This window comes from Nitratireductor sp. XY-223 (assembly GCF_004959855.1).
Classification (GTDB): Bacteria; Pseudomonadota; Alphaproteobacteria; order Rhizobiales; family Rhizobiaceae; genus Hoeflea_A.
The window spans coordinates 253,866-279,533 of record NZ_SPNT01000003.1; the positions used below are offsets into that span (position 1 = coordinate 253,866).

Here is a 25,668-nt window from a genome sequence, read left to right on the forward strand (position 1 = left end):
CTTCATGACTTCGAAATCGGACACCTACCACATCGAATGGTATTCCGAAGTGCCGCGCTCGATCAGCAAGCAAACCGTTATCGGGCTGATTGTCCTCGTCGCGGCGTTCGGAGGTTTCGGGTTGTGGGCGTTTACGGCACCGCTTGCGGCCGCGGTCATATCGCAGGGCAGCTTCGTGGCGACGGGCCAGAACAAGATCGTCCAGCATCTGGAAGGCGGCGTGATCCAGGAAATCATGGTCCGCGAGGGCGACAATGTCGAGGAGGGCCAGACGATCGTGCGGCTGGACGAGACCGCGGCTCTGGCAAACGAGCGTCAGTTGTTTCTGCGCCGGGCGCGCCTTGAGGCGATCAATGCCCGGCTTCTCGCGCAATACAACGAACGCGACGAACTGGTCTTTCCGGAATTGCTCCACCAACAGGTGGAGAACGAGGAAATCGCCTCGATCATCGAAAGCCAGTCAATCAGCTTCCAGTCGTCGCGCAACAAGCTGGAGAGCGACCTTCGGCTCTTGAAAAGCAATATTCGTTCGCTCGAATTCCGCGCCGAAGGGTACGACCTGCAGCGTGAATCGATGATCCAGCAAGCCGAGCTCCTGGAGGGCGAGCTGGAGGGCAAACTCGTGCTCCTCGAGAAAGGATATATACGCAAGGTCGAGGTCAACGCCATTCGTCGCGCGATCGCCGACGCAAACGGTCAGATCGGCCGACTTCAGGCGGAAGTCAAGGAGACCCAGTCGCAGGTTGAGAAGTTCAGGCAGCAGATTGACCAGGTCAGGGCCGGCTACCGGGAGGCGGCGGTCGACGAACTGCAGGCAATCGAGGCAGAGCTCGATTCGGTCAGGGAGCAGTCCCGGAACGCGGAAAACATCCTGCGGCGGACATTGATCAAGGCCCCGGTCTCCGGGACGGTCGTCAAGATGCACTACCACACGCCGGGCGGCGTCGTCGAAAGCGGCAAGAGCATTGCGGAGATCATTCCAACCGACGTGCCGCTGATTATAGAAGCCCATGTGTCGCGTACCGACATCGACAGCGTGCGGATCGGCCAGCCTGCCGTCGTGCGGCTCACGGCCCTCAACCAGAGGATCACGCCGGTGCTCAGCGGCAATGTCGACTACCTGTCGGCGGATTCTGTACCGGACAAGAGCGGTCAGGTTCCGCAGGAAGTCTACGTGGCGCGGGTCAGTCTCGACGCCAGCGAAATCCTGCGTGTGCCCGGATTTTCGCCGACACCGGGCATGCCTGCCGAGATCATGATCCAAACAGCCGAAAGGACGTTTTTCGACTATATCAGCCAGCCGGTCATAGACAGCATGGCCCGCGCCTTTCGCGAGCAGTGAGCAACGTCGTTTTTTACTTGGTCGGACGGTCCGATTTACTGGCGTAAAAATGGATCAGGCGAACCGCGATGACGGTTCGCCTGATCCATATTGTATTCAGCGGTCTGGGACTTCCACTGATTAGAGTGTCAGAAATGCTTCTTCTCTACGGTACCCGCGTGGCCAGTATGCAACCCAAATCTGTAATAATCAAATCAACTTATCGTCAGTAGACTGAAATATAACGCTTATTCGGCATCTATTGTGAAGCATTTTCATATTCTGCGGAAAGTAAAAGCCACTGCTCCTCGGCTTCGGCGAGTTGCAATTGTGCATCGCTGCGCTCCTTGGCCTTCTGCGCCGCCTTTTCCGGGGATTTTTCGTAGATCGAAGGATCCGCCAGCTCGGCATCCAGTCGCTGAATCAGTTCTTCAAGCTGCGCCGTCAAGGATTCGATTTCATTGATCTTTTTCTTCAGCGGTGCAAGCGCCATGCGGCGGTCCGCGGCGGCGCGGCGCTGGTCGGCCTTCGATGTGCCGCCGGGCGTTTCCCTTTGACGCCCCTGACTGCGTGCGCCGGTGACGACAAGGGTGCGGTAGTCGTCCAGGTCGCCGTCATAGCTCGAAACGGTCCCGTCCTTTACCAGCCACAGCCGGTCAGCCGTCGCTTCGATGAGGTGCTGGTCGTGCGAAATCAGGATGACGGCGCCCTCGAAGCCGTTGAGCGCGTCGATCAGCGCCGACCGGCTGTCGATATCGAGATGGTTGGTCGGTTCGTCCAGGATCATCAAATGCGGCCCGTCGAAGGTCGCAAGGCCCATCATGAGCCGCGCTTTCTCGCCGCCCGACAGGTCGCGGGCAGGGGTGTCCATTTTCTCCGTCGACAGTCCCATCTGCGCCACCCGGGACCGGACTTCGGCCTCCGGCGCGTCGGGCAACAGCTCGCGTACGTGCTGATAGGCGCTCGCCGACGGTTTGAGATCGTCGATCTGGTGCTGCGCGAAATAGCCGATCTTCAGGTTCGGCGCACTGGACAAGGTGCCGCCGTCGGGCCGCAGCTTTCCCGATATCAGCTTGGCGAAGGTCGACTTGCCGTTGCCGTTGGCGCCGAGCAGGGCGATCCGGTCGTCGTTGTCGATGCGCAGGTCGAGCTTGCCGAGTACCGGGTTTCCCGGCCGATAGCCGACGGATGCCCGCTCCAGCACGACAATGGGCGAGGCAGGCTGTTTTTTCGGCTTGGGAAAGGCAAAGCCCTGCTGGTGCTCCGCGACGACCGCTGAGATGTCGCCGAGGCGCTCGATCGCCTTGAGCCGCGATTGGGCCTGGCGCGCCTTCGAGGCCTTGTATCGGAAGCGCTCGACGAAGGCCTCCATGTGCTTGCGTCTTGCCTGCTGCTTTTCGCGCGCCTTCATCTGCAGTTCGCGTGCCGCCGCACGCTGGCGCTCGAACTGGTCGAACGGTCCGCGGTAGAATGCGAGCTTCTTTTGTTCCAGATGCACGATGGCGTTGACAGCCCGGTTCAGCAGGTCGCGGTCGTGGCTGATGATGATGACCGTGTACGGATAGCGGCGCACATAGTCTTCAAGCCACAGCGTGCCTTCGAGATCGAGATAGTTCGTCGGCTCGTCGAGCAGCAGCAGATCGGGCTGTGCGAAAAGAACCGCGGCGAGGGCGACACGCATGCGCCAACCGCCGGAGAAGCTCGAGGCCGGGCGCTTTTGCGCCTCGTTATCGAAACCAAGCCCCGACAGGATGCTGGCGGCACGCGCTTCGGCCGAGTGTGCGCCGATGTCGGTAAGCCGCGCCTGAATTTCGGCGATCCGGTGCGGATCCGTCGCCGTATCGGCTTCCTGGAGCAGCGCGACACGCTCGGTGTCGGCCTGCAGCACAATGTCGATCAGCGGCTCCTCTGTACCCGGTGCTTCCTGCGCGACCTGTCCGATGCGGCAGTTCCTGGGCAGGCTGACCGAGCCCGTCTCGGCAGCAAGATCGCCGCTGATGACGCGGAACAGTGTCGATTTACCGGCGCCGTTGCGGCCGACGAAGCCAGCCTTTGTCCCTTCCGGCAGCGTCAGGGAGGCATGGTCGATCAGCAGGCGCCCGGCAATGCGGGCTGAAAGGTCCGAGATGGTCAGCATTCCCGCTTATTGGATCGGCGGCGGCCTGATGGCAAGCGTAAAATGCGTCTAGGCGCTGGTGCGCGTCGCGAATTCCGATGCGTAGTGATCGCGCTGCAGCCGCGCCGCCGTCACGGAGTTCCTCAACAGCGTGGCGACGGTCACCGGTCCGACGCCGCCGGGCACGGGCGTGATCCAGCCGGCTACTTCTGCGCAACTTTCGAATTCGGCATCGCCGACCACCTTTGGGCCATCGGCCGTGTCGATCTGGTTGATGCCGATATCGATGAGCACCGCTCCGGGCTTGAGCATGTTGCCGGTCACCAGACCCGGCTTGCCGACGGCGACAAAGACCGCGTCCGCTGAGCGCGAATGCATGGCGATGTTGCGTGTCTCGTGGTGGCAGACCGTCACCGTGGCGCCCTGGGCCATCAGGAGGAAGGCGATCGGCTTGCCGACGATGGCCGAGTGGCCGATGACGGTGACCTCGAGGCCTTCGAGATTGACGCCCGTCGACTTCAGCAACTCGACCGCCGCAACCGCCGTGCAGGGTCCCATTTTCAGATCGTTGTAGACGATGTCGCCGATATTGGACGGGTGCATGCCCTCGACATCCTTGAGCGGATGTATTGTCCGCTGCAATCGCCGCGCCGTCAGATGTTCCGGCGTCGGCCGCTGCATGATAATGCCGCTGACGCGCGGATCGGTATTGAGGCCCTGGATGATGCCGAGCAATTCGTCGCGGCCGATATCCTCGTGGTAGTGGCGCGCCTCGAACGCGATACCGGTCTTTTCGGCGGCCTTCTGTTGATTGCGGACGTAAAGCGCCGACGCCTCGGCATCGCCGATCGAGATGGACACCAGCTTGACCGGCCAGCCCTCTTTTTTCAGCGCCTCCACATCGGACGCGACTTCCTTGCGGATATCGGCGGCAATCGTCCTGCCGTTGAGCAGCTTGTACGAATTGGGCATCGGTTTGGCCTCCCTCACTTCGGGCACAATCATAGTGCGGTCGCGCGCAACAATAACAGCCCCAATTGCGGCGCCTGCTGGAGCCAATGCGTCTGCCCCGCGCCGGGTCCGATTGAAATCGGCGACAGGGTAGCGCCGGTGACGGAACATATTGAACCGCCGGTCAAAAAGGGCACAATGCCGCAACATTCATCCAACCGGAATTTGAGCGGAGCAATCGATGACCATCACGCTTTACGAGTTGACCGGCCGGGACGCGGCGCGGCCCTTCAGTCCCCATTGCTGGAAGACGGTCATGTCGCTGGCGCACAAGGGTCTTGAGTTCGAGCGTTCTCCGGTTCCCTTTACGGGCGTGCCCGAGGTTGAGAACCGGTTCGGCAAGACAGTGCCGGTGCTGCGTGACGGCGACAGGGTGATATCCGATTCCTTCGACATCGCGCTCTACCTCGAAGAAGCCTATCCGGACCGGCCGACGCTCTTCGCGGGCGAGGGCGGCATCGCGCTCTCGCGTTTCGTCGAGGCCTGGACCATGACACAGATCCACACGACCATCGGCGGGCGGCTCCTCCTGGATATCCACGCGATGCTGGAGCCGCAGGACCAGGCCTATTTCCGTCAGAGCCGCGAGGCCCGCTTCGGCAAGTCCCTCGAGGAGGTGGTCGAGGCAGGCGCCGAACGCGTCAGGGAATTCGCGGCCAAGCTCGAACCATTGCGGCTGATGCTCGGGCGGCAGCCCTTCATCGGCGGCGAGGGGCCGCTGTTTGCCGACTACATCGTCTTCGGCGCCTTTCAATGGGCACGGGTCTGCTCCGCCGAGCAGTTGCTGGAACCCGACGATCCGGTTGCCCAGTGGTTCGGGCGCTGCCTCGATCTGCATGGCGGAACCGGCCGTTCGGTGGCGGCCGCCGCCTGAGCATTCGGCGGGGCCGGCGGCAGGCATCGATGGATACGCCTGGCCGGGCCCTTGTCTTGCCCGTCCGGCAAGGCTATAGAGCGCGCAAATCCCCCGCAAACAAATGCAAGGACAAGAATTTCATGGCGATCGAACGCACCTTTTCGATGATCAAGCCCGATGCCACAAAGCGCAACCTGACCGGAGAAATAACCCGGATGTTCGAGGAGGCCGGCCTGAAGGTCGTCGCTTCGAAACGTGTCTGGATGAGCCTGCGGGAAGCGGAAGGCTTCTACGCCGTGCACAGGGAGCGTCCCTTTTTTGGCGAACTGACCGAGTTCATGTCCTCCGGCCCGACTGTCGTCCAGGTGCTCGAGGGCGAGAACGCGATTGCCAGGAACCGCGAGATCATGGGTGCGACCAACCCGGCTGACGCCGCCGAGGGCACGATCCGCAAGAAATACGCCTTGTCGATCGGCGAGAACTCCGTTCACGGTTCCGACGCGCCGGAAACGGCAGCCGAGGAGATCGCCTACTGGTTCTCCGGCACAGAGATCGTCGGCTGAAATTCAGCAAGATATCATTGGCCGTCGCCGCACCGGCGGCGGCTTTTTCTAGCGCCAGCGCTCCAGCGCGTCCTGATCGGTATCGCGCGCATCCACCCAGGCGCCCTCGCTGCCGTCCTTGCGGATTTCGCGTTTCCAGAACGGCGCTTTTGATTTCATGAAGTCCATCAGGAAGGCGGCGCCGTCGAAAGCGGCCTGTCGGTGCTGCGAGGCGGCGACGACGAGAACGATGTTCTCGCCCGGCGCGATCTTCCCGAAGCGGTGAATGACGGTGATGCCGTCGAGCGGCCAGCGTTGGCACGCCTCGTCGGCGATGCGCCGCATTTCGGCTTCGGCCATGCCCGGATAGTGTTCGAGTTCCAGCGCCGCCAGCGCACCGTCCTCGTCGCGGCACAGCCCGGTGAAGCTGACGACCGCGCCGATATCGCGCCTGCCGCGTGTCAGCGCGGCGATCTCGGCCTGCTGGTCGAAATCCTCCGCCTGGACGCGTATCGTCGGCTCGCCCGGCACGGCTCAGCCCCCGGTCATGGGCGGGAACAGCGCGATCTCGCGCGCGCCGCCGATCGGGTCCCCGTGCTGGCGGTGTTCCTGGTTGATCGCCACGTGGATGACTTCCGGAACCTCCAGGGCAAGCGCGTATTCCTCGCCGCGTGTTCTGAGGTGGCCGATCAGATCGGCAACGGTATCGATGCCTTCGGGCAGCTCGATATTCTCTTCGCTCTTGCCGATGCGCTCGCGGATCCAGGCGAAATAGACCAGCTTGACCATCAGTCCTCCACAACATGTTTGAGACCGGCGCGAAAGTAATCGTAGCCGGTATAGATCGTGATCAGCGCCGCGATCCACAACAGTCCGATGCCGATTGCCGTTGTATGCGGTATGTAAACCTCGCCGGCCGGTCCGGCCAGCAGGAAGCCGATGGCGATCATCTGCACGGTGGTCTTCCATTTTGCGATCCACGTAACGGGCACCGACACCTTCAGTTCGGCAAGGTATTCGCGCAGGCCCGAAACCAGGATTTCGCGGCAAAGGATGATGATCGCCGCCCATATGGTCCATCCGGCGATCGTTCCGTCCGCTGCCAGCAGGAGCAGGATCGACGATACCAGCAGCTTGTCGGCAATCGGATCGAGCATGCGGCCGATATTGGAGGTCTGGTTCCAGATCCGCGCGAGATAGCCGTCGAAGAAATCGGTTATCGACGCGACGATATAGAGCGCCAGCGCGCTCCAGCGCGCCAGATCGGATCCGTGCAGGCGTCCCTCGACAAAGAAGCACAGGACGATCAGAGGCACCGCTGCAATGCGCCCGTAGGTCAAAAGATTGGGAATATTGTAGGTGTGCGATGCCATGGGGCCTCATCTGCTCGAAGTCGCCACCATACAAATAGGGCTGTTGCCGCGGCGTCAACAATCAATCTGGAGAAACGCCGGCCTGCTCAGCCGGCCGCGTCCTCGTGGAAATGGTCGTAGATCAATTGCGCCATCGCCTCGGAGATGCCCTCGACGCTGCGAAGATCCTCGATCCCGGCACGCGAAACGGCCTTTGCCGTTCCGAAATGATGCAGCAGCGAACGTTTCCGGGCGGGCCCGATGCCGGCGATCTCGTCCAGCGGGTTGGCGGTCATTTCCTTCTTTCGCCGGGCCCGGTGGGTACCGATGGCGAACCGGTGCGCCTCGTCGCGCATGCGCTGGACAAAATACAGGACCGGATCGCGCGGCGGCAGCGAGAACGCCTTCCTTCCGGCGGAAAAGAACCGCTCGCGGCCCGCATCCCGGTCGACGCCCTTGGCAACGCCGATGACCGCGACGCTGTCCGCAAGATCGAGGTCATCGAGCGCGGCCCTGACCGAAGACAGCTGACCCTGGCCCCCGTCGATGAGAAGGACATCGGGCCACACTGGCACGGCCGTGTCCAGTTTGTCCTCGCCGTCGTCGGGCGCGTCGGCGCCGGTATCGTCAGGCTGCGGTAGTCCGTGCTCTTTCACCAGCCGCGAGAACCGCCGCTGTATGACTTCGCGCATCATGCCGAAATCGTCTCCCGGCGTCAGGTCCTTCGATTTGATGTTGAACTTGCGGTACTGGTTTTTGACGAAACCGTCCGGCCCGGCGACGATCATGCAGCCGACGGCATTCGTACCCATGATGTGCGAGTTGTCGTAGACCTCGATGCGCCGCGGTGCCCTTTCGAGGCCGAAGACGTCGGCAAATCCCTTCAAAAGGCTCGCCTGCGTCGACGTCTCCGCCAGCCGCCGGTTATGCGCGTCTTTGGCGTTGATCAGGGCGTGGTCCATCAGGTCGCGCTTTTCGCCGCGTTTCGGCACGTTGATCGCGACCTTGTGGCCGGCCCGCAGCGACAGTGCTTCCGAAAGCAGATCCTGCTCAGACACGGCCTCCGAGATCAGGATCTGCCTGGGGCAGGGCTTGTCGTCATAGAACTGCGACAGGAAGGCCTCGAGGATTTCCGCCGGCGACAGCGACGCATCGGCCTTCGGGAAATAGGCGCGGTTGCCCCAGTTCTGCCCGGTGCGGAAGAAGAACACCTGGATGCAGCTCATGCCGCCTTCCTGGTGGATGGCAAAGACGTCCGCTTCCTCGACGGTGTTCGGATTGATTCCCTGATGGCTCTGCACGTGCGACAGCGCCGCGAGCCGGTCGCGGTAGATGGCCGCCCGCTCGAAATCCAGCGCCTCGGATGCTTCCTGCATCGCCCCGGACATGGCGGCCTTGACCTTCTGGCTCCTGCCGGAAAGGAAGTCCTTGGCCTCGGCAACCATCGCCGCGTAGTCCCCGTCCGAGACCTCGCCGGTGCACGGCGCCGCGCAGCGCTTGATCTGGTAGAGCAGGCAAGGACGCGTGCGGCTCTCGTACATGGAATCCGTGCAGGTGCGCAGCAGGAAGGCCCGCTGCAGCGAATTGATCGTCCGGTCGACGGCCTGCGCCGAGGCGAAGGGGCCGAAATAGGATCCCTTGCGGGACCGGGCGCCGCGGTGCTTGTAGATGCCCGATGGCAGTCCGTCCTCCGTCAGCAGGATATAGGGAAACGACTTGTCGTCCCGCATGAGAACGTTGAACCGCGGCCGCAGCCGCTTGATGAGGTTGGCCTCCAGCAGCAGGGCCTCGGTCTCGGTGCGGGTGGTGACGAACTCCATATTGGTCGTCGCGCGCACCATGCCGGCGATGCGGTTCGTGTGGCCGCGCCCCTGTGCGTAGGCCGTGACCCTTTTCTTCAGGCTTCGCGCCTTGCCGACATAAAGCACGTCGCCCTTGTCGTTCAGCATCCGGTAGACGCCCGGCGCGTTCGGAAGGATCTTGACGAGAGCCTGGATCAGCTCCGCGCCCTTGAGGCCCGAACCGGCACGTCCGCCGTCGTCCCAGCCGTCAATGCCGGCCGGCCGGTCTTTCGCATTACCGCGATCCGTGTCGACGACGCCATCGGGCGCCGCTTGATCCGCCTTCGCCATCGGGTCCTTCCAGGGGTTTCAATGCCATTATGTGAGGCTGCGGCGACAGCCTGTCAAATGATGGCGCAACGCGGGGCGTGATGTTCCACACCGTTTTCGGATGTCGGGTGCGGCGGCGGCAGAGCGGACTTGATCTAGAAAACCGCCACGACGTAGGTGATGAAAAGCGCAAGCATGATGAAACCGCCCCACCGGCTGATCGAACGCGACATCAGCGCCAGGACGATGACCAGCGCGGTGACCGCGGCCATGATCCACATGTCGATCATGGTGATGCGTGCCGGTACGTAGAGCGGGTGAAGCAGGCTGGTGATGCCGAGTATGGCGCCGATATTGAATATGTTCGAACCGACGGCGTTGCCGATGGCGACCGCGCCGCTGCCGCGCCAGGCGGCCATGACCGTGGTGACGAGCTCGGGCAGGGACGTGCCGATCGCCACGATTGTCAGACCGATGATCGTTTCGGAGACGCCGAACAGGCGGGCGATGTCGACAGCGCCGTTGACGGTGAGCTGGGCGCCCAGCGGCAAGCCGATCAGGCCGAACAGGAGATAGGCGACGATCCGGGAATTCTCCGCCGGCAGTTCGTCAAGTTCCTCGTGGTAGTCGCCTCCAAGCTGGGCCGATGCCAGGTCCTTGCGGGCGTGCACGAACTGCCAGCCGAGGAAAATTCCAAGCAGCGCGAGCAGCGCGAGCCCGTCGAGATGCGTCAGCACGCCCGAACTCATCATGACCATCAGCACAACCGTCATGACGGCCATCACCAGCAGGCTGAACCCGATGCCGCCCTCCTTGCACGCGATCGGGGCAATGAGGGCCGGTGCACCCAGCACCAGAAGCACATTGGCGATATTCGAGCCGACGACATTGCCGATGGCGATGCCGTAGACGCCGGTGAATGCGGCCTTCAGCGACACGACCAGCTCCGGCGCCGACGTGCCGAAGGCAACGATTGTCAGGCCGATGATGAGCGGATTGATGCCGATTTTCTCGGCAAGCGCGACCGCCCCCCGAACCAGATAGTCTCCCGCGAAAATCAGAAGCGTCAGCCCGGCTATCAAAATGAGGAAACTGATCATGAAAACAGGCGGTCCGGGCTTCAGGGATTGGATTTTCGCAGTTTCTTGCGGTCCCCTGCATATAGGTTCGGGCGGTCGAAACGCAATGCTGTGGCGGCGAACTATCGCCGGGCGTTTTGCTTGGTCTGATCAGCCTTTCGACTTGTACTCATCGTATTCGGGAAAGAATTTCGAGAATTTCCCGGGCCAGTTTTTCAGTTTTGGCCTGCCGCGCTCCCATTGTCCGTCAAAGCGCAGCGCCAGATAACCGATGAGGCTCGCCAGCGCGAAGTGGCCGCCATGCAGCTTCTTTGTCGTGCGTGGCAGGTTGTCATTGAGATAGTCCAGCGAACGCTCGATTTTCGACCACTGGCGGTCGAGCCAGGGCTGGTGCATTTTCTCCAGCGGGCGAAAGCGGTTCTCGTAGACCATCGCCAGAAGGCAGTCGGTGATGCCGTCGCAAAGCGCTTCCATCACTTCCGCTTCCGTCCTTTTGCCGGCATTGCGCGGATAGAGCTTCTTGCCGCTTTTTCGGTCGAGGAACTGCATGATGGTCCGGCTGTCATAGACCGCCGTGTCACCGTCGATCAGTGTCGGAATCTTGCCGAGCGGATTGGCGTCGACCAGTTCCGCCGGATCGGCGTTGGTGTCCACGGCGACCGATTGCGCTTCAAGGCCGCAATAGCGCGCCGCCATTCGGACCTTGGCCGAATAGGGTGAAGCGGGTGCGTACAAAATCTTCATCGGGCGGATCCTTCGATTGGTCTTCACGATTGTGTTCTGGAAATCAGCGGTTGCGGGCTGGCGGCAGGACGATCGACGGGCGCTGGCATGCGCGGCGGTCGACTTCCGGACACGAGCGATACTTGAGGTCCGTGGTCAGGCAAATGCGCACCTCGCGCAATCGGCGGCGATCGCAGGTCACGGCGACATGGTCTTCTGCAAGGCCCGGATTTGATTGCAGAAAGGCCCGCTCGATCTCGGCCGGCGACACGGTCCGGTATTGGCCCGGTTCCATTGCGAGGGACGGTATGGCGATGCGCTCATGCGCGGCGCGGAGTGTATCGAAATATTCGGCCTGGGGCAGGCCGGAGCAACTGCCGTGCTTCTTCCACTGATGCCGGATCAGACCGCGGCTCGGCATGATATCGAGCAGCCGGTCCTCGATGTCTCTGCTGGTCCGCTCTATGTCTGCGCCGCAATATTCCGGATAGCCGTTCTCGAATTGCGGCCACAGCCCGTGCACGATGAATTCGTAGCGGCGTGCGCTGTTGCACTGCTCGCGGTTGGCGCGCTCGCCCTCGGCCTCGCAATAGCTTGGCGACCAGGACAGGGAAAGAACGTAGAAATCGAAGCCGGACGCGCCCGACGGCGAGGCTTCGGTCGGCTGGTCGCAGCCGCAAAGCACCAGCATCCCGGCCAGGGCCAGGACGCGTATGCACATCGCTATCGCTGTTTCGCCTATCGGACCGACCGGCAGTTGGCACCGTATATATGCCAGGGATCGAGCCCGGATATGCAGAATTCCACATTGTCGCCGATGCCTGCATAGCCTTGGCCGCTCTCGATCAGGAACCAGATGTAACGGGTGCGGCCGTCACTCATGGCCACCTGGCCGTGGCAGTAGCGCCGTGCGATCAGTTCGGTATCGGTGCTCGGCGTGTATCGGTTCTGATGGATATTGAAATAGTCTTCGATCGCCAGGTCCAGATGCAGCACATTGCGGTCGGCAATGCTGAAACGGTGGCGAATCGTGCGCAGGACCGCGGGACTGTCACAGGCCTTGAACCAGTGGAGCCCGAATGCCTGCGCGGGCGCAACGGTGCCGGCAAGAATTCCGGGCACGAAAACGGAAACGGCAAGTACGAATCGCAAGGCGATGATGCGGAGCATGAATTACGGTCCCCTCGTTGCTTGGCCGGCCACTGAGCCGGGAACGGATGTCTGCCTCTCCGCCGCGAAGGATGGGCCTCGATCGGCGCCGCGTCAAGCCTCGTATCGCCTCGCGCGCGCCTTTGAAGGCATATTAGTGATCCCTGGCAATCCAGAAGACGGAATAGCCCGACCGCGCCGACTGGGCGAGGCAGTTTTCCAGCGCCGGCAGCAGGACCGCGAGCTCGTCTTCGAGCGTCGACGGTGCGTTGACAAAAATGATCCCCGAACCGCTGAGGCCGGCCGTCTCAACGGCATCGCACACATTCAGTTCTGCGCACAGGATCCTGGGAATTCCAAGCGCCTTCAGTTTTTCGTGAAATTCGGCGATCGGCGCACCGGCCCTGATCGGATACCACAGTCAATAGAGCCCCGACTGCCAGCGGCCATAGGCCCGGGCGAGCCCGTCCACCAGGCGATCGTAGTCGCCCTCCAACTCGAAAGGGGGATCGACAAGCACCACGCCGCGCCGTTCCTTTGGCGGCAGGTGAGCGCCGAGCGCCAGCCAGCCGTCGAGTGTCGTCACCCGCGTCTGATAGTCTCCGTCAAACAGGCTTCGCAGCGCTTCGCCATCCTGCGGGTGCAGTTCGATGGCCGACAGCCGGTCCTGTTCCCGGAACAGTTCCCGCACCAGTTTCGGAGAGCCGGGGTAGCGGGAGATGCCGTTGTCCGGGTTGAGCGCCCGAACCACGGAAAGATAGGGCTCCAGCAGCCGGTCGGCTTCCTCCGGCAGTCGCGCATTCAGGAGCCGGCCGATTCCGGCATGCCACTCGCCGGTTTTCTGTGCCTCCTCTGAGGTCAGGTCGTAAAGGCCGGCGCCGGCATGGGTGTCGACCACGCGGATGGCGTTTTCCTTGTTTTGCAGATGGGTGACGACGCGCGCCAGGGCAGCGTGTTTCAGCACATCCGCGAAATTGCCTGCGTGATGGATATGCCTGTCGTCCAAACTGACCTCGCGCCCCGTGTCTTGTTATGCAAGGGTGTTCTTGATGCACCCGCTTTACTGCAATGGCGGCGATTGCCGAATCGAAAGTGGCGGACAGCGGCCGCCCGAATCGGTTTTATCGACATCGCCTTTGCTCTATATGCCTTTCAACGTGTCAAAATTAGGGATTTGGATGAGTCAGGCGACCTCGAATCACACCGGCTACACGGCCTGTCCGCACGATTGCCCGTCGACATGCGCCCTGGAGGTCGATCTCGTCGACGAGCGGACGATCGGGCGCGTCCGCGGCTCGCGCGACAACAGCTACACCGCAGGCGTGATCTGCGCCAAGGTCGCCCGCTACGCGGAACGCGTCCATCATCCGGACCGTCTCTTGAAACCGCTTCGCCGTATCGGGGGCAGGGGAGACGGCGACTGGCAGGAGATCGCCTGGGACGACGCCCTGGACATAACGGCAGAGCGCCTGCTGACGGCCGAGCAGCGACTGGGCTCGGAAACGGTCTGGCCCTACTACTATGCCGGCACGATGGGGCTTGTGCAGCGCGATTCGATCAACAAGCTGCGCCATGCCAAACGCTATTCCGGACAGTTCGACAGCATCTGCACGAATGCCGCCTGGACGGGGTTTTTTCTGGGCGCCGGGACGGTGGCCGGGCCGGATCCGCGCGAGATGGCCAAATCCGATTGTGTCGTCATCTGGGGCACCAACGCCGTATCGACGCAGGTCAATGTCATGACCCACGCGACCCGCGCGCGCAAGGAGCGCGGCGCCACGATCGTGGTGGTGGATATCTACGACAATCCGACGGCGAAGCAGGCGGACGTCAAGCTGATCCTGAAACCCGGAACGGACGGAGCACTGGCCTGCGCGGTCATGCATGTCCTGTTTCGCGACGGCCTTGCCGACCGCGACTACCTGGCGCGCTACGCGGACGATGCCGCGGGCCTGGAGGAGCACCTCAAATCCCGCGGACCCGATTGGGCGGCGGCGATCACGGGACTCTCCGTCGAAGAGATCGAAGCGTTCGCGCATCTCATCGGCAAGTCAAAGCGCACCTATTTCAGGCTCGGATACGGGTTTTCCCGGCAGCGCAACGGTGTCGTCAACATGCACGCGGCATCCTGCATCGCCACTGTCACCGGTGCCTGGAAATACGAGGGCGGCGGTGCCTTTCATTCGAACAACGCGATCTTCGGTCTCGACAAGTCCGAAATCATGGGCACGGCGCTGCGCGATCCGGGCATACGCCATCTCGACCAATCGCAGATCGGACGCGTGCTGACCGGCGATGCCGGGGCCTTGCAGGGCGGCCCGGACGTCACCGCCCTGTTTATCCAGAACACCAACCCGATCAACGTTGCGCCCGAGCAGCGCAAGGTCAGGCAGGGCTTCGCGCGCGACGACCTTTTTGTCGCCGTACACGAGCAGTTCATGACCGAGACGGCCATGATGGCCGACATCGTCCTGCCGGCGACGATGTTCCTCGAGCACGACGATATCTACCGCGGCGGCGGCAACCAGTACATCGTGCTGGGGCCGAAGCTCATCGAGCCGCCGGACGGGCCGCGTTCAAACCTGGAGGTCGTCAACGAGCTGGCGAAGCGGCTGGGCGTTGCCGATCGGTCGGTGTTCGAGGCGGATGCCGAAACACTGATCGACGACCTGCTGCAGCGCTCCGGCCACGGGGACCTGGCGGCGCTCTCCGAAAACCGCTGGATCGACTGCCAGCCCGATTTCGAGACATCGCATTTCGTTCACGGCTTCGGCTGGCCGGACGGCAAATTCCGGCTTCGGCTCCGCTGGCAGGATGCGCAGGCGCCCAATCGGCCTCCTGAATCCATGGGCCCGCAAGGACCCCACGACCGGCTGCCGGCATTCCCGGATCATGTCGAACTCATAGAAACGCAGGACGAGGAACATCCTTTCCGGCTTGCGACCAGTCCGGCACGCACGTTCTTGAATTCGACGTTCAGCGAAACCGAATCATCGCGCAAACGGGAGGGTCGGCCGGAGGTGATGATCGCACGCACCGACGCGGCGAGCCTGCAGATCGCAGACGGGGACCTGGTGACCATCGGCAATGAGCGCGGCAGCGTGCGGCTGCATGCGCGCCTTGTCGACGGCCTGCAATCCGGCGTTCTGGTTTCCGAGGGTCTTTGGCCCAACCGCGCCTTCGTCGATGGAGAGGGCATCAACGTGCTGACCGGCGCCGACAGCATTGCGCCCTTCGGCGGCGCTGCGTTCCACGACAATCATGTCTGGCTGAGGACCTGAGCCCTACTCGTCGTCGATTTCGTGCGAGAATAGGACTGCGTCGTCGTCGGCTGACGGGTAGTCGCGCAGCAGGACCGTGCCGCTGTCGGTGATCTTGACCTTGCCTTCGGCCACCAACCTGAGCGCCGACGGATAGAGCCGGTGTTCGGCTTTCAAGACCCGTGCCGCGAGGGATTCGACGTCGTCATTCGGCAACACCGGAACCGCCGCCTGCGCGATCAGCGGCCCTTCGTCCATCCCCTCGGTGACGAAGTGAACGCTGCATCCGTGCAACCGGACCTGATGGGTCAGAACACGCTGATGGGTGTCGAGGCCGGTGAAGCTCGGCAGCAGGGAAGGGTGGATGTTGATCATCGCACCCATCCATTTGGCGACGAAGTCACCCGACAACAGGCGCATGTAGCCGGCGAGACAGATAACGTCCGGCCGCATTGCCTCGAGCACGGCCTGAATCGCCGCCTCGTGCGATTCGCGATCCGCGTGGTCCTTGCGTTCGACAACATGCGTTGCAATGTGGTAGTCCGCCGCAAGCTGCAGGCCACCGGCATCCGCCTTGTCCGAAACCACGCCAACGATGCGGCAGGGAAAATCACTGGCCATGCTGGCCGAAATCAGTGCGCCGAGATTGGAGCCGCGCCCGGAAATCATCACGACGACGCGCTTGCGTTCGTTGGGGGACGGTTGGCGGGCGGCGTTCATAAGGCGAGCGCGCCCTTGTAGAGAACACGTTCGCCATCGTTTTGCGCTACCAGACGGCCGAGCGTGACAACAGCTTCTCCAGCGGCGGCGAGGGCCTGGCGGACTTCAGGCGCATTTTCCTCGCTGACGATCGCGATCATCCCGATCCCGCAATTGAACGTGCGCAGCATCTCGGCGTTCTCGACGCCTCCGGTTCGCGCCAGCCAGCCAAAGACCGGCGGCGCGCTGACCGCGCCGAGATCCAGCTCGGCGGCCACGCCGTCCGGCAGGACTCGCGGGATGTTCTCGGGAAAGCCGCCTCCGGTGATGTGCACAAGCCCTTTGATCGCGCCTGTTTCCCTGATTGCCTGCAGGACGGGCCGCACGTAGATGCGCGTCGGGGTAAGCAACGCTTCGGCGAGCGGTTTATCGGCGTCGAACGGCGCCGGCGCGTCCCAGGACAGTCCGGCGGTTTCGACAATCCGCCGCACCAGCGAGAAGCCGTTGGAATGAATGCCCGAGGATGCGAGGCCGAGCAATACGTCCCCGGCGCCAATATCGCCGGATGGCAGCAAGGTGCCGCGTTCTGCCGCGCCGACGGCGAAGCCCGCCAGGTCGTAGTCCTCGCCGGAATACATGCCCGGCATCTCGGCCGTCTCGCCGCCGATCAGGGCGCATCCGGCATCGATGCAACCGCTGGCGATGCCGGCAACGATGGCTTCACCCTGGTCGACCTCCAGCTTGCCGGTCGCCAGATAGTCGAGGAAGAACAGCGGCTCGGCGCCCTGCACCAGAAGGTCGTTGACGCACATGGCGACAAGATCGATGCCCACCGTGTCATGGACACCCGACTCGATGGCGATCTTCAGCTTGGTTCCGACGCCGTCATTCGCGGCGACAAGCACCGGGTCCTCGAAGCCGGCGGCACGCAGGTCGAACAAGCCGCCGAAACCGCCGATTTCGCCATCGGCGCCGCTTCGGCGCGTCGCGCGTATATGGGGTTTGATTCGATCCACCAGGCGGTTGCCGGCGTCGATGTCGACACCCGCGTCACTGTATGTCAGCCCGTTCGTGCGCTGCGTCATGCGCGTCCTCTGGCATAGCGTTCCGTTTCCGGGCGAAATGACATGTCCTGTCCCGCGAGGCAAGGCTCCGTCTGCATAAGCGGTCGACAAATGCGGTGCGGCCGGCGGTCGCCGGCTTCGCGCATTTCGATGCAAAACGGACATATTTCTGGGTAAACCCTTGTACAGGCGTTGAATTTGTGGATGGACAAAACGACATATTGGGAATATTCGCCGAATCCGGCCCGATTGAACAAGCAACGGCTGCGCCGAAGTGGCGTCGGGAATTTCGTTTCCTGATGCAATCGTTGCTTGCGCTGGAGGGTTTGTGCAATGTGCGATTTTGCTCTGGGCGATCCTGACGCATGACGATACCGAATATTATAACCGTTTTGCGTTTCCTGATGGTGCCGGCAGTGGTCTATTCGCTGCTGGTCGGCGCAATGATGCCGGCCTTCGTGATTTTCGTCATTGCCGGCATCTCGGACGGCGTCGACGGATTCATCGCCCGCCACTACAACCAGCAGACGGAACTCGGCGCCTATCTCGATCCGATTGCCGACAAGCTGCTGCTGGTGACCGTGTTCATCATGCTGGCGATCCTCGGCCACCTGCCGCACTGGCTGGTGGTTCTTGTGGTGTCGCGCGACATCCTGATTGTCATTGCCGTCATCCTGTCCAGCGTCATGTCGCAGCCGCTCGACATGAACCCGATCCTTGTTTCAAAAGCCAACACAGCCTTCCAGATCGCCTTGGCGGCGGTTGTGCTTGCGGAGCTCGCGTTCAATGTCACGTTCGGCGACCTTCGCGTGATACTGATCTATTTCGTTACGGCCTTGACCATCCTTTCGGCGGCGGCCTATCTCAAGGTCTGGATCGACCACATGGCCGGGGCTAACGGTCACTAGGACGATATGCGCGAATAATAGCGGGGTACGCCATGGTAACGCAGATCAGCAGGGCATCCCTGCGCAGGCAGGTCGTATTCTGGCTGTCCGCACTGCTTGCATTCGGCCTGTTTCTTTACGTTTTCCGGGGCATTCTCCTGCCGTTCGTCGCCGGCATGGCGCTGGCCTATTTCCTGGATCCTGTTGCCGACAAGCTGGAAAGCTGGGGCGTTTCGCGGCTCATCGCGACGATCCTGATTCTCATCGCATTCCTGCTGATATTCGTCATCGCTCTGATGATCGTCGTGCCGATTCTTGCGAGCCAGGCGAGCGGTCTGATTTCCAAACTGCCCGAATACGCCTCCCAGCTTCAGTCGCTCATCGCTTCTGTCAATCTGCAATGGCTGGACAATTGGATCGGCTCCGAGCTTCCGGACCTGAAAACCGCCTTCGGTGATCTCCTGTCGCAAGGGGCCGGGCTCGTCGGCCAGCTGTTCCTGCAGGTGTGGAACTCCGGCAAGGCGCTTGCCGATATCGCCTCGCTGTTCGTGGTCACGCCGGTTGTCGCGTTCTATCTGCTGCTCGACTGGGACGACATGATCGAAGCGGTCGACCGGTGGATACCGCGCCGGCACTACGAAGCGGTGCAGGAGATTTCCACCGACATGAACAAGGCGATCGCCGGGTTCGTGCGGGGCCAGGGCAGCGTCTGCATCATCCTCGGTATCTATTACGCCGCGGGGCTGACGCTGACCGGGCTGAATTTCGGGCTGCTCATCGGCCTGTTCGCCGGCCTGATCAGCTTCATCCCCTATGTCGGTTCGATCGTCGGACTGGTGCTGGCACTCGGCGTGGCGCTGGTTCAGTTCTGGCCTGACTATGTCTGGATTGCGGTTGTCGCGGCGGTGTTCTTTTCCGGTCAGTTCATCGAGGGCAACATCCTGCAACCGCGCCTCGTCGGCCGCAGCGTCGGACTGCATCCCGTGTGGCTGATGTTCGCGCTTTTTGCCTTCGGTTCGCTCTTCGGCTTTGTCGGCCTTCTTGTGGCGGTCCCGGCATCGGCAGCGCTCGCGGTGCTTGTGCGATTTGCATTGAAGCGATATCTGGAAAGCGATCTCTACGACGACGCGACCGCATCGGCGGCCGTTCAGGACGATGCAGAAAAAGACGACGCGCAGTAGCGGTGACAAGGCGCCCGATCCGTCGGGCGGGCAATTGCCGCTCGAATTCGCACACAGCCCCAGCAGCAGCCGGGACGACCTCGTCGTTTCCGATCGGCTGAGTGCGGCGGTGGGGCTCGTCGACCTGTGGCCGCAATGGCCTTCGCCCGTCGTCATCCTCGCCGGACCCACCGGGGCCGGCAAGACCCATCTGGCGAACATATGGGCAGGCCGGTCGGGCGCCGCGTCGGTCTTCGCCAAGGCCGATTCAGGTGAGGAGTTGGACCTTGCGAGCCGCGGTCCGGTGTTGATCGAGGACATTGACCGGCGCGGCTTCGACAATACACAGCTTTTTCACCTGATCAACACGGTGCGCGAAAACGAGACGAGCATGATGATCACGACGCGCATCTGGCCGGCTGCCTGGCCCGTCACCCTGCCGGACCTTCGCTCGAGGCTGCGTGCGGCCACCACCGTGGAGATTGGCGAGCCGGACGATGAGCTTCTCGAGCAGGTGATCGAAAAACTGTTTGCTGACAGGCAGATAGTGATCGACCCTAAAGTAATATCCTATCTGGTGCAGCGCATGGAGCGCTCGCTGGACGCCGCACAGTGGATTGTGGCGCGCATGGATCGCCTGGCAATGGCCCGGCGAGGCAAAATAACGCGCTCGCTCGCGTCGGAAGTGCTCGCTGAAATGGAAGCGGACGGTTATGACACGTAACTGTCATAGACTTTTTGCTGCGTGGCCATATCACGGTCCGCGATATAGGATTGAGCCACAACGGCCACAACGGAATGGCACATGGACGATCGGACCACGATAAGCCCCCTGGGCGACGCGGATATGTCGGCGGAAGCCCTCGAGGCGCTGATGAACAGCCCGGAGCGCTTCGTCAACCGCGAGTTCTCCTGGCTCCAGTTCAATCGCCGCGTCCTTGAGGAGACCCAGAACAACGCCCATCCGCTCCTCGAGCGGATCCGTTTCCTTTCGATCTCGGCGGCAAACCTGGACGAGTTCTTCATGGTTCGCGTCGCCGGTCTGGAGGGCCAGGTCCGCGAGGGTATCACCAGCCGTTCCGCCGACGGACGTACGCCGCTGCGCCAGCTCAACGAAGCGCTTGAGGAAATCGGCAAACTGCAGCTGGAACAGCAGGCATCGCTGGCTGTCCTGCAGCAGTATCTCGCCGAGGAAGACATCCTCATCGTTCGGCCGGACGACCTCGGCAAGACCGATCTCGACTGGCTCAAGCAGGAGTTCCTGTCGTCTATTTTCCCGGTGCTGACACCACTGTCGATCGATCCGGCCCATCCGTTCCCGTTCATTCCGAATCTCGGGTTCTCCATCGTGCTCAAGCTGTTCAGCCGCCGCAAGCGCGAGCAGATGACGGCGCTGTTGCGCCTACCGGTGGCGCTCAACCGGTTTGTGCGCCTTCCGGACAGCGACAATCAGGTCCGCTACATCACCCTCGAAGACGTCGTCGGGCAGTTCATCGAGACGCTGTTTCCCGGCTACAGCGTCATGGGGTCGGGAACGTTCCGCATTATCCGCGACAGCGATATCGAGGTCGAGGAAGAGGCCGAGGATCTCGTGCGCTTCTTCGAGCGCGCCCTCAAACGCCGTCGCCGCGGCTCGGTGATCCGCATCGAATTCGATTCAGAAATGCCGGAATCGCTGCGCTCCTTTGTGGCCACGGAGCTTAACGTTCCGGAGGACCGCATTGCCGTCCTGCCGGGCCTGCTGGCCCTTTCGACGATCTCGGAGATCGTCGACACGCCGCGCGACGATCTGAAATTCGAGCCCTACAATGCACGGTTCCCCGAGCGCATCCGCGAGCATGCCGGAGATTGCCTTGCGGCAATCCGTGAGAAGGACATCGTCATACACCACCCGTATGAGTCCTTCGACGTGGTCGTGCAGTTCCTGCGCCAGGCGGCGCGCGATCCCGATGTCCTGGCGATCAAGCAGACGCTGTACCGCACGTCCAACGACAGTCCCATCGTGCGGGCGCTTGTGGATGCCGCCGAGGAGGGCAAATCGGTGACCGCCCTCGTCGAGCTGCGCGCCCGCTTCGACGAGGAAGCCAATATCCGCTGGGCACGCGACCTGGAGCGCGCCGGCGTGCAGGTGGTGTTCGGCTTCATCGAGCTCAAGACCCACGCCAAGATGTCGCTCGTGGTGCGCCGCGAGGAGGGCCGGCTGGCGAGCTACTGCCATCTCGGCACCGGCAACTACCACCCGGTGACAGCCAAGATCTACACCGACCTCTCGTTCTTCACCTGCGATCCCGACATCGCCCACGACGTGGCCCACGTTTTCAACTTCATCACCGGCTACAGCCAGCCGACCGAGGAGATGAAGCTGCTGGTGTCGCCCGGTACCATGCGCACGCGACTGCTCGATCACATCGAGGGCGAGATCGAACATGCCCGTAACGGCAGACCGGCGGCGATCTGGATGAAGGCCAACTCGCTGGTCGATCCGGCGACGATCGACGCGCTTTACCGCGCCAGCCAGGCGGGGGTCGAAGTCGATCTTGTGATCCGCGGCATCTGCTGCCTGCGCCCGCAGGTCAAGGGCCTGTCGGAGCACATCCGGGTCAAATCGATCGTCGGCCGGTTCCTGGAGCACAGCCGCATATTCTGTTTCGGCAACGGCAAGGGTCTGCCGAGCGCCGATTCCATCGTCTATATCGGCTCGGCCGACATAATGCCGCGCAACCTCGACCGGCGGGTCGAGACGCTGGTGCCGCTCGAGAATCCGACCGTCAAGGAACAGGTACAGTCGCAGATCATGCTCGGCAACCTGATCGACAACCAGCAAGGCTACGAAATACTTGCAGATGGCACATCGCGAAGGATGGATGTGCGCGAAGGAGAGGAGCCGTTCAACGCCCAGCACTATTTCATGACCAATCCCAGCCTGTCGGGGCGGGGGGGTGCACTGGCATCAAGCGCGCCCAAGCTGATAGCGGGACTGGTTTCGCAGCAGAAAAGACAACGCTCAGAACGCTAAGAACGCTGAATGGTTGAATCGGAAGCCCAGGGCCGGTTGCCCGGTATTGCCCCGGTATCGGTTGTCGATATCGGCTCGAACTCCGTTCGTCTCGTCATTTACGAGGGGCTGAACCGGACGCCGACCGTGCTGTTCAACGAAAAGGTCCTGTGCGGTCTCGGCAAGGGGATCGCGGCCACGGGCATGCTGCATATCGAGGGTGTCGAGCGTGCCCTGGGCGCACTGCGCAGGTTTCGCGCCCTGTCAGAGCAGGCCCGCGCCACCCATCTCCACGTCCTGGCCACGGCCGCCGCGCGCGAGGCCGCCAACGGCCCGGATTTCATCCAGGAGGCGGAAGGGATTCTCGAACAGGAGATCCACGTCCTCAGCGGGCGCGAGGAGGCCTACTATTCGGCGCTTGGCGTGATCGGCAGCTACTACCGGCCGGACGGCATTGTCGGCGACCTCGGCGGCGGCTCACTGGAACTCGTCGATATCGTCGGAACCGAGATCGGCGACGGCATTACCCTCCCGGTCGGCGGGCTGCGGCTGTCGGAAGTGGCGGGCGGATCGCTGGCCAAGGCGCGCAAGATCGTGCGCACCAAGCTGGAGGCCGCGACTCTGCTCGAGAACGGCCGCGACCGCACCTTCTACGCGGTCGGGGGAACCTGGCGAAACCTGGCCAAGCTGCATATGGAATTGACCGACTACCCGCTGCACATGACGCAGGGCTATGAGATCCCGGTTGCCAATGCGATCGATTTTCTCGCCGGCATCGAGAAGAACGGCGCGATCAAGAGCGGGGCGATGCGGGCGGTGTCGCGCAACCGCCGCAGCCTGCTGCCGTTCGGTGCCGTCGCCATGTCCGAGATCCTGCAGGCGATGCAGCCGGAAAAGGTGAGTTTCTCCGCGCTTGGCGTGCGCGAGGGGTTCCTCTATTCGCTGCTCGGCGAGCAGGAGAAGGCGCTCGATCCGCTGATTTCCGCGGCCAATGAACTGGCGATCCTGCGCGCCCGCTCGCCGGAACACGCACGCGAACTGACCGGCTGGACGGAAAAGGCGTTCAAGGCATTCGGCATTATGGAGACGGACGAGGAGGCCCGCTATCGCTGCGCCGCGTGCCTGCTCGCCGACATCAGCTGGCGCGCGCATCCCGACTATCGCGGATCCCAATCGCTCAATCTCATCGCAAACGGCACTTTCGGGGGCATAACCCATGCCGGCCGCGCCTATATCGCGCTCGCCAACTACTATCGCTTCGAGGGTTTGCGCGACGACGGGCTCAGCGAAGCCATCGCGGCGATCGCGACGCCCCGCCTGCAGCAATTCGCAAAACTCCTCGGCGGCCTGCTGCGCGTGAGCTACCTGTTTTCGGCATCGATGCCCGGGGTGACGCCATCGATCCGCTTCGAGCCGACGGGCCCCGACGAACTGGTGCTCATGATACCGGGTCACCTGAAGGAATTTGCCGGCGAGCGCCTCGAGGGCCGTTTGCTGCAGCTCTCAAAGCTGACGGGCAAGACGGTTTATTTCGAGATGGAGGACTGACTACAATCGGGCAACGACATCGTCGCAGAGCATCAGGTCCGCATATTTCTGACCCATGTCGAAGAGATTGGCATCGTGCGGACCAAGCGCCCGGTCGCCGACACAGTCCGTGACGACGATTGGCCGAAAATTGTAACTGACCGCATCCACCACACTCGCCCGGACGCAGCCGCTGGTCGTGCAGCCCGTGACAATCACAGTATCGATGTGCTTTGCAATCAGATTGGCAGCGAGGCCGGTTCCGAAAAATGCGGACGCCTGCGTCTTACGAACGATCAATTCGCCGGAAGCCGGCGCCAGCCCCTCAATGATCTGGCTGGTATCGGCGTGTTCAGTCAATTGGCTGAGGCGCGTCGCCTTCCTGCAGAACATGCCGACATCCGAGCCGTCTTCCGCATAGACAACCCTGGTAAAGACGACCGGGATGCCTGTCTTGCGTGCGGCAGCGAGCAAAGGGCCGGTGCGGGCGGCCGCTTCGGCGATGTTTCCTCCGCCAAAGAGCTCGGGGTCGAGAAAGCCGTTGACGAAATCAACAACAAGCAGGGCAGGCGCGTTTCCGAAGCCCACTGAACCGCCATAACCTTGCCGCTCGTAAATCTTGTGTTCGCTCAATACTGCCTCCATTTGAAAGAGGAGCCACGGTCAATCCTGCAATTCGACGACCTCGACCTTGCGGTCGACAAAGCGCAGCGCCATCTCGCCGCGCAACAGTTTGAGCGCCTTCTCGCCGAACAGTTCCCGCCGCCAGCCGGCCAGCGCGCCGACTTCGGCGTTCTCGCCGTCGGCTGCGATCCGCTCGAGGTCGTCCGTATTGGCGATGACCTTCGGCGCGACCCCGTGTTTCTCGGTCGTCAGCTTCAACAGAACCTTGAGAAGCTCGCTGGCAGCGGCGGCGCCTTCCGGCGGCTGCGAGGGTCGGGATATGCGCGGCAGGTCCTGCTTCGGCGTGGCCAGAGCACCTTCGACCGCAGCGACAACGGCGCCGCCGGCCTGCGAACGTTCCCAGCCCTTCGGGATCGTCCTGAGGCGTCCGAGCGCGGCGACGTCGCGCGGCTGTTGCTGGGCGACCTCGTAGATCGCCTCATCCTTGAGGACCCTGCGGCGCGGTATATTGCGTTCGCGCGCTTCGCGTTCACGCCAGGCCGCCACGTGTTTCATGATCTCCAGCTCTATCGGCTTGCGGACCCGCATCCGCAGCCGCCTCCAGGCATCGTCCGGATGAAGGTCGTAGGTGGAGGCCGACTCCAGCACGTCCATCTCCTCCTTGACCCAGTGTTCGCGGCCGTCCTCCTGCAGGCGTGAATTGAGCATTTTGTAAACGTCGCGCAAATGCGTCACATCGGCGAGCGCGTAACGCAGCTGCTTGTCGGAGAGCGGCCGCTGGCGCCAGTCGGTGAAGCGCGACGACTTGTCGATCTGTGCCCCGACGGTCTTTTGCACGAGTTGATCGTAGGACACCGAGTCCCCGAAGCCGCAGACCATGGCGGCAACCTGCGTGTCGAAGATCGGATGCGGGATCAGGCCGCCCCGGTGATAGATGATCTCGATGTCCTGCCGTGCCGCATGGAAAACCTTGACGACGGAGGTGTCGGCCATCAGTTCGAAGAACGGTCGCAGCTCGATGCCGTCGGCCAGCGGATCGACGATCACGGCGAGGTCGTCGGTCGCCATCTGGATGAGACAGAGTTCCGGCCAGAAGGTTGTCTCGCGAATGAATTCCGTGTCGATTGTGAGAAAATCTGATTGGGAAAGACTCTTACAGGCGGCTTCGAGGCCGCCGGTCGTACTGATGATA

Annotated in this window: 23 protein-coding genes and 1 pseudogene; 9 read left to right on the plus strand and 15 right to left on the minus strand. The window is 62.5% G+C overall.

The window, feature by feature from the left end; translation table 11 throughout:
* Positions 1-4 precede the first annotated feature (4 nt).
* The gene (locus E4M07_RS12755) at positions 5-1,342 is read left to right on the plus strand and encodes an HlyD family type I secretion periplasmic adaptor subunit (protein ID WP_136658732.1); all 1,338 of its coding nucleotides are present in this window, start codon (positions 5-7) and stop codon (positions 1,340-1,342) included.
* A 238-nt stretch (positions 1,343-1,580) separates the two neighbouring features.
* Here the strand turns inward: E4M07_RS12755 and E4M07_RS12760 are convergent, their stop codons facing one another.
* Positions 1,581-3,458 (minus strand): ABC-F family ATP-binding cassette domain-containing protein, encoded by a 1,878-nt coding sequence (locus tag E4M07_RS12760; RefSeq protein WP_136658733.1) that lies wholly within the window; start codon positions 3,456-3,458, stop codon positions 1,581-1,583.
* A 48-nt stretch (positions 3,459-3,506) separates the two neighbouring features.
* Positions 3,507-4,409, minus strand: coding sequence for a bifunctional 5,10-methylenetetrahydrofolate dehydrogenase/5,10-methenyltetrahydrofolate cyclohydrolase (locus E4M07_RS12765; RefSeq protein ID WP_136658734.1), 903 nt, complete (start codon positions 4,407-4,409; stop codon positions 3,507-3,509).
* A 220-nt stretch (positions 4,410-4,629) separates the two neighbouring features.
* On the opposite strand from E4M07_RS12765, the gene E4M07_RS12770 reads away from it, so the two are divergent.
* Positions 4,630-5,322: a glutathione S-transferase family protein gene (locus E4M07_RS12770; protein ID WP_136658735.1), complete on the plus strand. Its 693-nt coding sequence runs from the start codon at positions 4,630-4,632 to the stop codon at positions 5,320-5,322.
* Between the two features lie 122 nt (positions 5,323-5,444).
* On the plus strand, positions 5,445-5,867 hold the full coding sequence (ndk, locus tag E4M07_RS12775; RefSeq protein ID WP_136658736.1) for a nucleoside-diphosphate kinase: 423 nt from the start codon (positions 5,445-5,447) through the stop codon (positions 5,865-5,867).
* A 48-nt stretch (positions 5,868-5,915) separates the two neighbouring features.
* Here ndk and E4M07_RS29085 read toward each other — a convergent pair whose 3' ends face one another.
* From E4M07_RS29085 to rlmJ, 9 genes and pseudogenes are all read right to left on the minus strand, one after another.
* Positions 5,916-6,377: a molybdenum cofactor biosynthesis protein MoaE gene (locus tag E4M07_RS29085; RefSeq protein WP_169054203.1), complete on the minus strand. Its 462-nt coding sequence runs from the start codon at positions 6,375-6,377 to the stop codon at positions 5,916-5,918.
* 3 nt (positions 6,378-6,380) lie between these two features.
* On the minus strand, positions 6,381-6,635 hold the full coding sequence (gene moaD / locus E4M07_RS29090; RefSeq protein ID WP_169054204.1) for a molybdopterin converting factor subunit 1: 255 nt from the start codon (positions 6,633-6,635) through the stop codon (positions 6,381-6,383).
* Positions 6,635-7,219, minus strand: a complete 585-nt coding sequence (pgsA, locus tag E4M07_RS12785) for a CDP-diacylglycerol--glycerol-3-phosphate 3-phosphatidyltransferase (RefSeq protein WP_136658737.1) — start codon at positions 7,217-7,219, stop codon at positions 6,635-6,637. The genes moaD and pgsA overlap by 1 nt, the downstream gene beginning before the upstream one ends.
* 86 nt (positions 7,220-7,305) lie before the next feature.
* Positions 7,306-9,252 carry an excinuclease ABC subunit UvrC gene (gene uvrC / locus E4M07_RS12790; RefSeq protein ID WP_246660464.1) on the minus strand — a complete coding sequence of 649 codons (1,947 nt, stop codon included), beginning with the start codon at positions 9,250-9,252 and terminating at the stop codon, positions 7,306-7,308.
* Positions 9,253-9,464: 212 nt separating this feature from the next.
* Entirely contained in the window at positions 9,465-10,409 is a 945-nt protein-coding gene (locus E4M07_RS12795; RefSeq protein WP_136658739.1) for a calcium/sodium antiporter, read from the minus strand.
* 129 nt (positions 10,410-10,538) lie between these two features.
* The gene (locus E4M07_RS12800; protein WP_136658740.1) at positions 10,539-11,132 is read right to left on the minus strand and encodes a glutathione S-transferase; all 594 of its coding nucleotides are present in this window, start codon (positions 11,130-11,132) and stop codon (positions 10,539-10,541) included.
* Positions 11,133-11,175: 43 nt separating this feature from the next.
* On the minus strand, positions 11,176-11,832 hold the full coding sequence (locus E4M07_RS12805) for a ribonuclease T (protein WP_246660443.1): 657 nt from the start codon (positions 11,830-11,832) through the stop codon (positions 11,176-11,178).
* Positions 11,833-11,849: 17 nt separating this feature from the next.
* The gene (locus E4M07_RS12810) at positions 11,850-12,281 is read right to left on the minus strand and encodes a hypothetical protein (RefSeq protein WP_136658741.1); all 432 of its coding nucleotides are present in this window, start codon (positions 12,279-12,281) and stop codon (positions 11,850-11,852) included.
* 133 nt (positions 12,282-12,414) lie between these two features.
* A pseudogene (gene rlmJ / locus E4M07_RS12815) lies at positions 12,415-13,266 on the minus strand (23S rRNA (adenine(2030)-N(6))-methyltransferase RlmJ).
* 172 nt (positions 13,267-13,438) lie between these two features.
* On the opposite strand from rlmJ, the gene E4M07_RS12820 reads away from it, so the two are divergent.
* A complete protein-coding gene (locus E4M07_RS12820; protein ID WP_136658742.1) occupies positions 13,439-15,541 on the plus strand; it encodes a molybdopterin oxidoreductase family protein in 2,103 nt (700 codons plus the stop codon).
* 3 nt (positions 15,542-15,544) lie between these two features.
* Here the strand turns inward: E4M07_RS12820 and purN are convergent, their stop codons facing one another.
* Both purN and purM read right to left on the minus strand, forming a co-directional pair.
* Entirely contained in the window at positions 15,545-16,240 is a 696-nt protein-coding gene (gene purN / locus E4M07_RS12825; protein ID WP_136658743.1) for a phosphoribosylglycinamide formyltransferase, read from the minus strand.
* Positions 16,237-17,304 carry a phosphoribosylformylglycinamidine cyclo-ligase gene (gene purM, locus E4M07_RS12830; protein ID WP_136658744.1) on the minus strand — a complete coding sequence of 356 codons (1,068 nt, stop codon included), beginning with the start codon at positions 17,302-17,304 and terminating at the stop codon, positions 16,237-16,239. The genes purN and purM overlap by 4 nt, the downstream gene beginning before the upstream one ends.
* A 344-nt stretch (positions 17,305-17,648) precedes the next feature.
* Here purM and E4M07_RS12835 point away from each other — a divergent pair, with 344 nt between their 5' ends.
* The 5 genes from E4M07_RS12835 to ppx all read left to right on the plus strand — a co-directional run bounded on the left by E4M07_RS12835 (position 17,649) and on the right by ppx (position 23,873).
* On the plus strand, positions 17,649-18,191 hold the full coding sequence (locus E4M07_RS12835; protein ID WP_136658745.1) for a CDP-alcohol phosphatidyltransferase family protein: 543 nt from the start codon (positions 17,649-17,651) through the stop codon (positions 18,189-18,191).
* Positions 18,192-18,223: 32 nt separating this feature from the next.
* Positions 18,224-19,351, plus strand: coding sequence for an AI-2E family transporter (locus E4M07_RS12840; RefSeq protein ID WP_136658746.1), 1,128 nt, complete (start codon positions 18,224-18,226; stop codon positions 19,349-19,351).
* Positions 19,326-20,054, plus strand: coding sequence for a DnaA regulatory inactivator HdaA (gene hdaA, locus E4M07_RS12845; RefSeq protein ID WP_136658747.1), 729 nt, complete (start codon positions 19,326-19,328; stop codon positions 20,052-20,054). The genes E4M07_RS12840 and hdaA overlap by 26 nt, the downstream gene beginning before the upstream one ends.
* Before the next feature lie 123 nt (positions 20,055-20,177).
* Positions 20,178-22,346, plus strand: a complete 2,169-nt coding sequence (locus E4M07_RS12850; protein WP_246660465.1) for an RNA degradosome polyphosphate kinase — start codon at positions 20,178-20,180, stop codon at positions 22,344-22,346.
* Positions 22,347-22,355: 9 nt separating this feature from the next.
* Positions 22,356-23,873, plus strand: a complete 1,518-nt coding sequence (gene ppx, locus E4M07_RS12855) for an exopolyphosphatase (RefSeq protein ID WP_136658749.1) — start codon at positions 22,356-22,358, stop codon at positions 23,871-23,873.
* Here ppx and E4M07_RS12860 read toward each other — a convergent pair whose 3' ends face one another.
* Both E4M07_RS12860 and rnd read right to left on the minus strand, forming a co-directional pair.
* The gene (locus E4M07_RS12860) at positions 23,874-24,485 is read right to left on the minus strand and encodes an isochorismatase family protein (RefSeq protein ID WP_206057240.1); all 612 of its coding nucleotides are present in this window, start codon (positions 24,483-24,485) and stop codon (positions 23,874-23,876) included.
* 30 nt (positions 24,486-24,515) lie between these two features.
* Entirely contained in the window at positions 24,516-25,667 is a 1,152-nt protein-coding gene (rnd, locus tag E4M07_RS12865) for a ribonuclease D (RefSeq protein ID WP_136659192.1), read from the minus strand.
* Position 25,668: the final 1 nt, after the last annotated feature.